We start from the raw sequence: 12,445 nt of genomic DNA, 5'->3' as shown, positions 1-12,445 counted from the left end.
ATGGAAAAATTACAATACATATCACAGGGAAATACCCGACAAGAGCAGGAACTTTACATCCGGAAAGCACTGGATAACGGCATCAAATGGGTACAGGTTCGATGGAAAAATGCTCCTGAAAACGAATTGATCCAACTCTGTGAAATTTCAAAACAACTTTGTTCAGAATATCAGGCGGTTTGTATCATCAATGACCATGTACAAATAGCTAAAGAAATAGATGCAGATGGCGTTCATTTAGGATTAAACGACAGTGCTATTGAAGAAGCAAGACTGATCTTAGGTGAAAATAAGATGATTGGTGGAACTGCTAATACCTTTTCAGATGTTATTCAGAGAATCAAAGAATCTTGTGATTATATCGGTCTAGGACCATTAAGATTTACTATAACCAAAGAAAAATTAAGCCCGATTCTTGGGTTTGATGGCTATCAGTCTATCATTGATGGATTAAAAGAGAAATCAATAGATATTCCTAGAATATTTGCCATAGGAAGTGTTACGCTTGAAGATATTTTACCGTTACAGGAGATCGGGATTTATGGTGTTGCTGTATCCGGACTTATTACCAGACAGCCGACAATTATTAACGAACTAAAAAAAGTAATGATATGAACAATCAGAAATTAGAAATAGCAGGAAGAACTTTTGAATCAAGATTGTTCCTAGGAACAGGAAAATTCGGAAGCATGAGTGATATGGTACAATCTGTCATCGCATCCGAAACAAACATGGTGACCATGGCTTTGAAAAGAATTGATGCCCGGTCTCATGAAGATAATCTGCTTGATTCATTAAGGGAAACCAATGTTCATCTTCTGCCTAATACTTCCGGAGCACGAACTGCCAAAGAAGCTGTATTGGCTGCACAATTAGCCAGAGAAGCATTGGAAACAAACTGGGTAAAGCTCGAAATTCATCCGGATCCTAAATATTTACTGCCGGATCCTATTGAAACATTATATGCCACTGAAGAATTGGCAAAATTAGGATTTATTGTAATGCCTTACATTCATGCCGATCCTGTTTTATGTAAACGTCTTGAAGATGCAGGAACAGCTGTAGTAATGCCTTTGGGAGCACCTATCGGAACGAATAAAGGATTAAGAACACAGGATTTCCTGGAAATAATCATCAGCCAGAGTAATGTTCCTGTAGTGGTAGATGCAGGAATCGGTGCACCGTCAGATGCTGCAAAAGCAATGGAAATGGGAGCAGATGCCGTTTTGGTGAATACTGCCATTGCTGTTGCCGGAAATCCACTGAAAATGGCTTTGGCTTTTAAAGAAGGGGTGATTGCCGGAAGAAGAGCCTTTGAATCAGGGCTAGGTGCTATTGCCAACCATGCTGAAGCTTCAAGCCCACTCACTTCGTTTTTATTTGAATAAGTCAGACTCATGAAAAGCTTTAAAGATGTTTTTGAAAACTACCAGTGGGATGAGGTAAAGAATAAGCTTGAAAAAGTAAGTCTGGCCGATGTAAGATACAGTCTTCAGAAAAAGAATAAAACTCTTGACGATTTTTTGAATCTCTTGTCGCCAGCCGCTTCTCAGGAACTGGAGCTGATGGCAGGAATGACGCAAATGCTCACTCAAAAACGGTTTGGAAAAACCATTCAGCTGTATGCACCGCTGTATCTCAGCAATGAATGTCAGAATATCTGCACTTATTGCGGATTCAGTCTTGATAATAATCTGAAAAGGAAAACCCTTTCTGATATGGAGCTGATGATTGAAGCCTCAGTACTGAAATCTATGGGAGTGAATCATGTCTTGCTGGTAAGTGGAGAAGCCAATAAAATAGTAGGTGTGCCTTATTTTCAGAATGCTGTGCGTAAGCTAAAACCTCATTTTTCCAATATTTCCATTGAAGTTCAGCCATTGATGGAAGAAGAATACAAACTGCTTCATGAAGAAGGGGTACATTCTGTTTTGGTGTATCAGGAAACTTATCATCAGGATGTATACAGAGAATATCACCCGAAGGGTAAAAAATCTAATTTCCATTTCCGTCTCGAAACTCCCGACAGGATAGGAAGAGCAGGCATTCATAAAATTGGACTCGGAGTTCTCCTTGGACTTGAAGATTGGAGGGTGGATAGTTTTTTCAATGCATTACACATCGATTATCTTCAGAAGCAGTACTGGAAAAGTAAATTTTCCGTTTCCTTTCCAAGACTCAGACCTGCTGAAGGAATCATCGAACCTAATTTTATTATGGAAGACAAGGACCTTCTTCAATTGATCTGTGCCTACAGAATCTGGAATGAAGACCTTGAAATCTCCATTTCTACAAGAGAAAATGAAGTGTTCAGAAATAATATTGTCTCTCTGGGAGCAACTGCCATGAGTGCAGGTTCAAAAACAAACCCCGGAGGATATGCGGTGGATAAGGAATCTCTGGAACAATTTGAAACCAGTGACGAGCGAACTATGGAAGAGATTAAAATCATGATCAAAAAAGCAGGTTATGATCCTGTAATGAAAGACTGGGATTCTGTATATAGTGGAGTTTAAATTTTTAAACCATTAAGGATTTTGAAGAAGTGAAGGTTATTTAAGAAAAATTGAAGATTTTTAAGACATTATCTTTTTTGAAGCGAAGCTCAACTTAACTTTCCTTACAAACTTAAAAGAATCTTAATGGTTAATTATCATAAAATATGAAAAAAGAAGATCATTTTTCACGGTACAGCCGGCAGATATTTATTGAAGAAATAGGATTGGAAGGACAAAAGAAAATAAGGTCTTCCAAAGTTCTTGTCATTGGGGCAGGAGGTTTGGGAAGTCCGGTTATTCAATATCTGACTGCAGCAGGAATAGGAACTTTAGGTGTTATCGATTTTGATCATGTAGAAATTCATAATCTGAACCGGCAGATCATTCATACTGAAAACAGAGTAGGACTATCCAAAGTGAAAAGTGCTGAAATATTTGTAGAAGAACTCAATCATCAGGTTAAATTGACAGGAATTGAGGAAAGACTCAATGAAAACAATGCCGAAGAAATCATTTCCCACTACGATGTTATTGTTGACGGTTCAGACAACTTTTCCACAAGATATCTGGTGAACGATACCTGTGTAAAACTGAATAAAACTTTAGTTTACGGGAGTATTTTAGGGTTTTCAGGACAGGTTGCAGTATTTAATCGTAACGGAAGCAAAAACTTAAGAGATCTATTCCCTGAACCACCTTTCGATGAGGATGTACCGGATTGTGACAGTCTTGGCGTATTGGGAGCTCTTCCCGGAATCATAGGCAGCATGATGGCTCTTCAGGCATTAAAAATTATCACAGATCTTCCGGTTATTGTTAATCAACTGACATTGGCAGATACGCTGAATTGGAGATTTCAAACGATTGATTTTTGATGTAAATGTAAACACAAATGTCACCCATATTTTCACGAATAACACGAATTCAATATCAATAGGAACAGGCTCTGATCCTGAGCGTAGACGAAGGAAGCCCGTTTTACTTTTATAAAACCATCCACTGGCTTCAGCCAAAACTTACCAACAAATAAAAAATAGGCGCAAATCATTTTACGCCTATTTTTATTTTATTGTCAAGAAGAATTATTGTGCCTGTTGCATTACTCCTCCGTTATCTTCTTTTTTAGTCTGGTTTAGGATATTCGGATCCTCTTTTGCCAGTTTATTTCTTGTCGGAATTTTATAATTGATAGAAAATCCGAAATTTCTCGTGTCATATTTGCTGCTGATCAACACCGGCGTTCCTGATGGTGGATTAGAACGTACCTGCATCATCTGTCCGTTGAAAATATCATTCGCAAAAACAGAAAGTGTCAGGCGGTTGTTCATAAACTTTTTCGTCAACGTAATATCAAGAGAGTTGTTGAATGGTTTCTCTGCTGTAAAGTAGAAATATCCCGCCTTTGGAGTCAGATAGCTATAGTTAGCTGTCAGTTTGATATCCTTAGGTAAAATAACCTGGGTCATGATATTGAAAATCCAGAAGCCTTTATTATTCAGGTTATCGATTTCATGTTTCTGATATCCTGCATATAAGTACATGAAATTAATTTTATCAGGATTGAAATTAAATTTCATGATTTCACTAAATGGCTTACTGAAAATCATAAAAGGAATCGGTAATCCCACATTGAAATTGTGAATTTTCATATTCGAAATATTCACCTGCTCGTTGTAAAGCTTTCTTCCGTCCTTTCGGATGATCTGTGCCACCTGGTTGCTTGCCGAACTTACACTATATCCGATAAATGCATAATCAAAAGCTGAAATTTTCAATTCATAATTATCAAAAATAGTAGGCTGTAGGTTAGGATTACCATTTACTTCGGTACTTGGCCCGGAGAAAGTTACGTTATTTGGGTTCAAAGCAGAAATACTCGGTAAGCTGATTTTTCTGTTGTAATTTGCCGCAATATTAACCTGGTTCATCATATTATATTGTACGCTTGCATTCGGGAAAAATTTAAACTTATTGAAAGGAATCAAATTAGCCTCCACCAGTTTCGCATCTTTATCAAAATATCTTGTTACCCCGGAAATATCATAGTTTTCAGCACGGGAACCCAATGTGAAGTCAAACTTTTTCAGTTTAGCCTGAAACTCCAAATAGGTAGAAGCGGTTTGTCTTTGATACTCTAAGTTAGTCAGTCCAAAACTTTCTGTATCATAATCCTGTCTTTCATATAATCCTCCAAAACTTACCTTTCCACCATCAAGAAGTTTGATAGGTTGGGCATAATCTACTTTGAAGTTGGCAATATTCATTACAGATTTATTGTTCAGAATATCTTTTAAACCATTGGTAGGACTGTTGATTGGTAGGTTTGGAGCGGCTGCAAATGTACCATCCTGAAAGAAATTGTCTTGAGAAAATTTACTGTCTGATCTTGTATAGCCAAACTGGAAGTCTAATTTTTGAGATTTATCTGCAAAACGTTTCTGATAGGTTACAACTGCTTCCTGTCTGAGACTATTGGTATGGGCAACATCTGAAGATGTATAAAAAGCTTCCCTTAAATCTTTTGGATTATTCTGGAAAGGCAAATCACCATGACCATTACTTAAAGTATAGTTGTCATTATTATTGTGATAAATATCGTAGTTTAATAATAATCTGTCCTGCCCCAAATCAAAAGTCAATCCGGATTTTGCAAAATATCCACGTGCATATCTATCGGTATGGCTGCTCAAAAGTTCATCTTGTTGACCATTCAGCATACTTTCACGGTAGTTTTGACCTACGTTCAGCTGCCATCCGAAATATTTATTCCTTGCATTTAAATTAACAGAATTGGTTGTCCTGTTTCTGTATTTATCATAATTCGTGAAAGAATAATTTCCTGAATACGTAGCAGTTAAATATTTGTTGGCATTTTTATTAGTGATGATGTTCATGATGGCACCTCCGGAAGTAGCCGGAAACTCAGCACCGGGCTGGGTAATTACTTCAATTCTTTCTACAGAATTGGCAGGCATTCCTTCAAGGAAAGAGTTCAATTCATTGGACGTAATATTCAGGGGTCTTCCGTTAAGATACACTTCCAGCATTTTCCCCTGATACATCATCCCCGCGATATCGGTAGAAACAAGTCCAGGAAGTTTTTTAATTCCTTCCAGAACGTTTCCGTTATTCAGCTGAGGTTGTTCAGAAAAGTCAAAAATGGTACGGTCTGCCTTTTGCTCAACGGCTTTTTTAGTTTTGGTGATGACTACACCTTCTATTTGTTTTTCTTTAGCACCCGTAGTATTCTTTTCTTGTGAGAAAACAAAAACAGAACTTACCAGTGATAAAGCGAAAATCGTTTTTTTCATAATGTTTTAATGATATCCGGTTAGACGCTGAAAAACAGAATTTGTTACGGTAAAATGTTGAAAATCGAAAATTTAGGCTGAATTTTTTTTTTATTTATGAAATAATTATATCTTTGCCAGGTAATTATCAAGAATCTCTAGATGGGATAGCAACCTGCAAAAACAAGCAAGGTGCTGCAATCGATAAGCCGGATCTTCCGGAAAAAATGTTTATCATTCTATCATTATCCCCATCTTGAATTTTTGTTTTAAAGTTAAAATCAATGTTTAAAGACAAGGGAAATCACATTCCATCAGTAATTTTTTATTCTTCAGATCATGAAGTGAGTCTTCATTATTCTGATATGTTTTCATGCCATTTCTATATGCGCATGTGTTGTTGCTGCTAGCATTTTCTATTTCTAAAAAATAATACAAACATTCCGAACATCAATGGTAACCTTACATTTTAGGGTTACAGGACTTGTATTGCTCAAAAACAATTTTTTAATAACAAAAAGTAACAACAAACAACATGCATAATTTCAAAACAAAAATATTTGTTCCTTCTATTGCGCTTATTTCTACATTTTACTACGCCCAGACGGATACTTTACAATCAAAAAAAATAGATGATGTAGTCATCCTTGGTTCAAGAGGCTCAGGAAGATCACTGACAGATACGCCTGTTCCGGTAGATATTATTAACATATCAAAAATTTTAAAACAAAGCCCCACTAACAATATCAGTCAGGCTTTAAATTATATTGTCCCTTCGTTTTCATCCACCTCACACACCGTTAATGATGGAACTGATTTTGTAGATCCTGCTCTTTTAAGAGGGTTGGGCCCGGATCAGGTTTTGGTTTTACTCAATGGAAAAAGAAGATATCAGTCTTCATTGATTAATGTTACCCTTACACCGGGAAGAGGATCTGTAGGAACTGATCTAAATGCTATTCCGGCATTTGCTTTAGAAAAAATTGAGGTTTTAAGAGACGGTGCTTCCGCTCAATATGGTTCTGATGCCATTGCAGGAGTCGTTAACCTTGGGTTGAAAAAAAGGCTGGGACTTTCGGGACAGGTATTTTTAGGTGGATACGCTTCCTCCGTTGCCAATAATTTCTCCGGTGGAGTAGATGGACAGACTATTTCCGTAGATCTCAATTATGGAGCTAAAATAGGAAAAACAGGATTTATTAATATTACAGGTTCTACACAATATCGTGATCCCTATTCCAGAGCCGGAGTAAGAGAAGGTGATATTTTCAATGCTTATAATGCAATTAATTACAGAGCATTGCAGGATGGTATTAATATCGATGGTTTGTATAAAAATATTACGAATACGTCAAACACTCAACAGATTATTAGTACCATTAAACAATATGCAGTCAAGGTAAATTATTTCGGAACTGATTTTCAATCTCAAATTTCAGGAGCCAACAGCATTTCCGATCTTCAAAAATTATTAGGTAAAGATTTTACATCCCAGGAGCTTAATTACAGAGGATTAGAGAGAAAAGATTTCAGTTTGAGAGCCGGACAGTCTAAATTACAAGCCGGGCAGCTATTTTTCAACTCTGAAATTCCTGTGAATGATGATTGGAAATTCTACTCATTTGGTGGTTATAGTTACCGTCTTGGAAATGCCGGAGGATTTTACAGGCTGCCGAATACTGAAAGAAATATCAATGCAGTGACTCCCAATGGATATCTCCCTCAGATTGAAGCAACTGTAAATGATTATTCTCTTGCTGCCGGAATTAAAGGAAAATGGAATGGCTGGAATGTGGATTTCAGTAATACATTTGGGAAAAATACCTTTGGTTTTGGGGTTGTAAATACATTTAATACATCGCTTACAGACGGATCTCCAAGAACTTTTGATGCCGGAGGATCTGAGTTTTCACAAAATACTGTCAACCTTGATTTCTCCAAAAAGTATGATGTGCTGAAAGGATTAAATGTTGCATTCGGAGCTGAATACCGACACGAAAATTATAAAGTGAATGCAGGAAAAGAAAATTCTTACGCTTCTTACGATATCTATGGGCGTTTAGTAACTGCTAAAACTCCTGAAAATGAAAAAGTAACCGACTTCTTCGGATCTATAAGGCCAGCCGGAGCACAGGTTTTTCCAGGCTTTAGTCCGGAAAATGCCGTTTCAGGAAATAGAAACAGTATTGCTGCTTATGCTGATGCAGAGCTGGAAGTTACCGACGGCTGGCTGCTGGAAGGGGCATTACGATATGAGAATTATTCAGACTTCGGATCTACATTCAATTATAAACTGGCAACCAATGTAAAGCTGGCTTCTAATCTGAACTGGAGAGGTGCTGTTTCTACAGGATTTAGAGCTCCTTCTTTAGCCCAAATTTATTATAGTTCAACTTCTACACTGATTCAGCAGGGAAAAACTACACAGGTTGGTACTTTTAGAAATAATTCTGAAGCAGCACAGGCATTGGGTATTCCAAAATTGAAACAGGAAACCTCACAATCCTACAGTACAGGAATTACATGGAAGATTCCGGCATTAAGCCTGACTTTCACAGCAGATGCTTATTTAATAAAGATTAAGGATAGAGTAGTGCTGACAGATCTGTTTTTCCGTCCTGATGGTAATTTTACTCCAGGTTCGGATCAGGCAGTTCTTCAGGATGCGTTTGATCTGGCAAGAGCTAGCGCTGCCAACTTTTTTGCCAATGCGGTGGACTCTCAGACAAAAGGGTTGGATATTACCATTTCTCAGAACTCAAAAATCTCATCAGGAGTTTCTTTGGAAAATAATTTTGGACTTAACCTTAATCAGACCAAAAGAATTGGAGATATCCATGTATCACCTAAATTGGTAAGTCAGATCGATAATTATTTCTCAGAGCCTAATAGAGTATATTTTGAAGAAGCTGTACCGCGTGTAAAAGCTACCTTATCCAATACGTTAAGAGTTTCCGGTTTTACTTTCCTGCTGCGTAATTCATTCTTTGGTAAAGTGACAGATGCAGATGTTTTAGATGCTAATTTTGATGGAGTAACGGGAAGTACAGAGCATTTCGTCCTTAATAACCGTTTGATAACAGATTTATCTGTAGGATATGATTTTAATAAAAATATTTCAGCAACCATCGGGAGCAATAACATTCTGAATATTCTGCCTTCTAAGAGTCCCAATATAAGCTCATTAACCGCTGATAATCAATTTGTGTATTCCAGACAGGTGTCCCAGTACGGTATAGGAGGAAGATTCTTGTTTGCAAGAATTGAATTCAGGTTCTAAATATTAGTTACTTAAATAAAAAAACAGAGTTATACGCTCTGTTTTTTTATATATGTTGATGGTCTCTCAGGAAAAATTCCCTGAGTTTAGTTTTTTGCAGTTATTGTGCTCGATCTTTTTCTTCAAAATTGATAGCTCTTTTATTCGATTTTACTTTCTGATTTCCAAAATTATAGGTGATGCTGAGGGTCATTCTTCTGGCATCCCAATAGTTGTCGAAAGATTGTGTATTATCGGTAAAATACATATCAGCCTTCAATCCGGACTGTCTGAAAATATCGCTTACAGAAAGATTGACCTGAAGGGCTTTTTCCGCAAAACTCATTTTTACACCCGCATCAAAACTTGCTCTGCCTTTGATGGAAGCGGAGCCGTCTCTCGAGGGAAGATTGTGCAGTAGTTGACAAATAGCATAAAGTCTTAACGGTTTTCTTTTCCTCAGGGGGAAAATACATATTTCTTTGTGAAATCCTCAGGGCAAAGACATCGTATTGATTTTAATGAGATTTTGTACGTTGAAAGTATCAAAGACTATGTCAATATCCGGACGGAAAATGAGGAATTTATTGTTCTGGATACACTTAAATCAATGGAAATTCAGCTTTCTGAGAGGTTTGTACGTATTCATAAGTTCTTTATTGTCAATTTGGATAAAATTAAAAGTATTGGTGCTAAAAAAGTGAACTTTCCCGGGTACGAAATTCCTATTGGAGAAAGTTATAGAGCAGGTCTTCTGGATAGATTAAAGTAAAATTGTAAGTTTTGGCTAAAGCCAGATGTATTTTATAATTTTAATGCGGACTAAAGTCCGCTCCTATTGAATTGATTAGCAGTGATTTTTGGTGTGATAATAAAAAAGACGACTTCAATTGAAGCCGCCTTTCTATTAATTAATCTAACAATTCATCTTATTTTTCCTGTTGTTTGATCAGGTTTAGCGCTGAACCAGCCTTAAACCAATCAATTTGCTGATCGTTGTAAGTATGGTTGGCCATAATGATATCTTTAGTTCCGTCAGCATGAACGAATTCTAAAGTCAATTGTTTTCCCGGAGCAAACTGATCAAGATCTAAGAAGTTAACTGTGTCATCTTCCAGGATTTTATCATAGTCAGCTTCATTAGCGAAAGTGATTCCCAACATCCCTTGTTTTTTAAGGTTCGTTTCGTGGATTCTCGCGAATGATTTTACCAATACCGCTTTTACACCAAGGTGTCTAGGCTCCATTGCAGCGTGCTCTCTTGAAGAACCTTCACCATAGTTCTGGTCTCCTACAACGATGGTTGGAACGCCTGCTGCTTTGTAAGCTCTTTGTACAGCCGGAACTTCACCGTATTCACCGGTTAATTCGTTTTTAACTTTATTGGTTTCCATGTTGTAAGCATTTACAGCTCCAATCAACATGTTGTTTGAAATATTGTCTAAGTGACCTCTGTATTTCAACCATGGTCCAGCCATTGAAATGTGGTCGGTAGTACATTTTCCGAAAGCTTTGATCAATACTTTAGCACCTTCAATATTTTTACCATCCCAAGCCGGGAATTCTTCTAATAACTGAAGTCTGTCTGAAGTAGGGCTTACGTTGACAACAACACTGGAACCATCTTCTGAAGGGGCCTGGTATCCGTTATCGTCTACCGCAAATCCTTTTGCAGGAAGTTCGAAACCTTTAGGCTCGTTAAGTTTTACCTGTTCACCTGATTCGTTAGTTAAAGTATCCGTAATTGGGTTGAAGTCCAGTCTACCAGAGATTGCTACAGCAGCTACCATTTCTGGAGAAGCTACAAATGCGTGGGTATTCGGGTTACCATCTGCTCTTTTCGCGAAATTTCGGTTGAAAGAGTGGATGATAGAGTTTTTCTCTCCTTTTTCCGCACCTTCTCTGTCCCATTGCCCGATACATGGTCCACAAGCATTGGTAAAGATTCTTGCATTTTCAAATTTTCTGAAAGAATCTAAGAAACCATCTCTTTCTGCTGTGAACTTCACTTGCTCAGAACCAGGGTTGATTCCAAGGATTGCTTTAGGTTTTACCCCTTTTGATACCGCATCCTCTACAATGGAAGCAGCTCTTGATAAATCTTCATAAGAAGAGTTGGTACAAGAACCGATAAGCGCCCATTCAACTTCTAAAGGCCATCCGTTAGCTTCAGCTTTAGCTCTGAATTCAGCAACTGGAGTCGCTAAATCTGGAGTGAAAGGTCCGTTTAAGTGAGGAGTCAGCTCAGAAAGGTTGATTTCTATTAATTGATCAAAATATTGTTCAGGGTTAGCATATACCTCAGCATCACCTGTTAAGTGTTCTGCAATTGTATCAGCAGCATTTACTACATCCTGTCTTCCTGTAGCGGAAAGATATCTTCTCATTGAATCATCATATCCGAAAGTAGAAGTTGTAGCTCCGATTTCAGCACCCATGTTACAGATAGTCCCTTTACCGGTTGCGGAAAGAGATTCAGCACCTTCACCGAAATATTCTACGATACATCCTGTACCTCCTTTTACAGTAAGGATTCCTGCTACTTTTAAGATCACATCTTTTGCAGAGGTCCATCCATTCATTTTACCGGTTAATTTTACCCCGATAAGTTTAGGCATTTTAAGCTCCCAGGCCATTCCTGCCATTACGTCTACCGCATCAGCACCACCTACACCGATTGCTACCATTCCTAATCCTCCTGCGTTTACTGTGTGAGAATCGGTACCGATCATCATTCCTCCAGGGAAGGCATAATTTTCCAATACAACCTGGTGAATGATACCTGCTCCCGGTTTCCAGAACCCGATTCCGTATTTATCACATACAGAACTCAGGAAGTTGAATACCTCGGAATTTTTGTTGATACCTTCCTGTAAATCTTTGTCTGCACCTACTTTCGCCTGGATCAGGTGATCCGCATGAGCAGTAGAAGGAACCGCTACTTTAGCTTTTCCTGCCTGCATGAATTGTAAAAGAGCCATCTGTGCTGTGGCATCCTGCATTGCTACTCTGTCTGGTGCGAAGTCTACATAAGAGTTTCCTCGTTCATATGATTGTGTAGCATTTCCTTCCCAAAGGTGGGTGTAAAGAATTTTTTCTGAAAGGGTAAGAGGTTTTCCCACGATTTGTCTTGCCGCAGCAATTCTTTCCGGGTAACGCTCGTACACCTTTTTGATCATATCAATATCAAAAGTCATATCGTATTTTAGTTTTGTTCTTTTTTCCGTTAAAGCTTCTTTTTCTATTGGATGAAAAAGAAAAATTACTCTTTTGTACATCAAAAAACGTTCCTATAATCCATAAATAGGTTGTTTTAGGCTTTAAAATCAATAGATTTTATAACTTTCAATTTAAGAAAAATTAGAATTTATTTTCCTGATTTTATCGAAAAAAAAACG

General features: G+C 37.7%; 9 protein-coding genes and 1 riboswitch. Of the genes, 6 read left to right on the top strand and 3 right to left on the bottom strand.

The genetic code is table 11. The features are described from left to right. From BUE84_RS21790 to BUE84_RS21775, 4 genes are all read left to right on the top strand, one after another. On the top strand, window positions 1–615 hold the full coding sequence (locus tag BUE84_RS21790) for a thiamine phosphate synthase (protein WP_079243477.1): 615 nt from the start codon (window positions 1–3) through the stop codon (window positions 613–615). After that, window positions 612–1,388: a thiazole synthase gene (locus BUE84_RS21785; protein WP_079243476.1), complete on the top strand. Its 777-nt coding sequence runs from the start codon at window positions 612–614 to the stop codon at window positions 1,386–1,388. The genes BUE84_RS21790 and BUE84_RS21785 overlap by 4 nt, the downstream gene beginning before the upstream one ends. A 9-nt stretch (window positions 1,389–1,397) precedes the next feature. Next, window positions 1,398–2,516, top strand: coding sequence for a 2-iminoacetate synthase ThiH (thiH, locus tag BUE84_RS21780; protein WP_079243475.1), 1,119 nt, complete (start codon window positions 1,398–1,400; stop codon window positions 2,514–2,516). A gap of 146 nt (window positions 2,517–2,662) precedes the next feature. Continuing rightward, window positions 2,663–3,373: a HesA/MoeB/ThiF family protein gene (locus tag BUE84_RS21775; protein WP_079243474.1), complete on the top strand. Its 711-nt coding sequence runs from the start codon at window positions 2,663–2,665 to the stop codon at window positions 3,371–3,373. A 207-nt stretch (window positions 3,374–3,580) separates the two neighbouring features. On the opposite strand, the gene BUE84_RS21770 is transcribed toward BUE84_RS21775, so the two are convergent. After that, window positions 3,581–5,809 carry a TonB-dependent receptor domain-containing protein gene (locus tag BUE84_RS21770; RefSeq protein ID WP_079243473.1) on the bottom strand — a complete coding sequence of 743 codons (2,229 nt, stop codon included), beginning with the start codon at window positions 5,807–5,809 and terminating at the stop codon, window positions 3,581–3,583. Window positions 5,810–5,928: 119 nt separating this feature from the next. Further along, window positions 5,929–6,026, top strand: a riboswitch (SAM-I-IV-variant riboswitch). A gap of 297 nt (window positions 6,027–6,323) precedes the next feature. Between BUE84_RS21770 and BUE84_RS21765 the strand changes: the two genes are divergently transcribed. Then, window positions 6,324–9,068: a TonB-dependent receptor plug domain-containing protein gene (locus BUE84_RS21765; RefSeq protein WP_079243472.1), complete on the top strand. Its 2,745-nt coding sequence runs from the start codon at window positions 6,324–6,326 to the stop codon at window positions 9,066–9,068. Window positions 9,069–9,168: 100 nt separating this feature from the next. Here the strand turns inward: BUE84_RS21765 and BUE84_RS21760 are convergent, their stop codons facing one another. Next, on the bottom strand, window positions 9,169–9,429 hold the full coding sequence (locus tag BUE84_RS21760; RefSeq protein WP_238594431.1) for an outer membrane beta-barrel protein: 261 nt from the start codon (window positions 9,427–9,429) through the stop codon (window positions 9,169–9,171). Window positions 9,430–9,531: 102 nt separating this feature from the next. Between BUE84_RS21760 and BUE84_RS21755 the strand changes: the two genes are divergently transcribed. Continuing rightward, window positions 9,532–9,819: a LytR/AlgR family response regulator transcription factor gene (locus tag BUE84_RS21755; protein WP_238594312.1), complete on the top strand. Its 288-nt coding sequence runs from the start codon at window positions 9,532–9,534 to the stop codon at window positions 9,817–9,819. A 157-nt stretch (window positions 9,820–9,976) separates the two neighbouring features. Here BUE84_RS21755 and BUE84_RS21750 read toward each other — a convergent pair whose 3' ends face one another. After that, complete coding sequence (locus tag BUE84_RS21750) at window positions 9,977–12,244, bottom strand: aconitate hydratase (RefSeq protein WP_079244008.1); 2,268 nt, start codon at window positions 12,242–12,244, stop codon at window positions 9,977–9,979. Between the last annotated feature and the right edge of the window lie 201 nt (window positions 12,245–12,445).

The sequence above is a fragment of the Chryseobacterium indologenes genome, assembly GCF_002025665.1.
Lineage (GTDB): Bacteria > Bacteroidota > Bacteroidia > Flavobacteriales > Weeksellaceae > Chryseobacterium > Chryseobacterium metallicongregator.
The sequence above is the reverse complement of the archived record's forward strand: the minus strand, read 5'-3'. Positions and strand labels throughout refer to the sequence as shown.

Bases quoted from the DNA above. Each gene is read 5' to 3' on its own strand.
- BUE84_RS21785 (WP_079243476.1), top strand. From the start codon at position 612: ATGAACAATCAGAAATTAGAAATAGCAGGAAGAACTTTTGAATCAAGA.
- BUE84_RS21765 (WP_079243472.1), top strand. From the start codon at position 6,324: ATGCATAATTTCAAAACAAAAATATTTGTTCCTTCTATTGCGCTTATT.
- thiH (WP_079243475.1), top strand. From the start codon at position 1,398: ATGAAAAGCTTTAAAGATGTTTTTGAAAACTACCAGTGGGATGAGGTA.
- BUE84_RS21750 (WP_079244008.1), bottom strand. From the start codon at position 12,244: ATGACTTTTGATATTGATATGATCAAAAAGGTGTACGAGCGTTACCCG.
- BUE84_RS21770 (WP_079243473.1), bottom strand. From the start codon at position 5,809: ATGAAAAAAACGATTTTCGCTTTATCACTGGTAAGTTCTGTTTTTGTT.
- BUE84_RS21790 (WP_079243477.1), top strand. From the start codon at position 1: ATGGAAAAATTACAATACATATCACAGGGAAATACCCGACAAGAGCAG.
- BUE84_RS21775 (WP_079243474.1), top strand. From the start codon at position 2,663: ATGAAAAAAGAAGATCATTTTTCACGGTACAGCCGGCAGATATTTATT.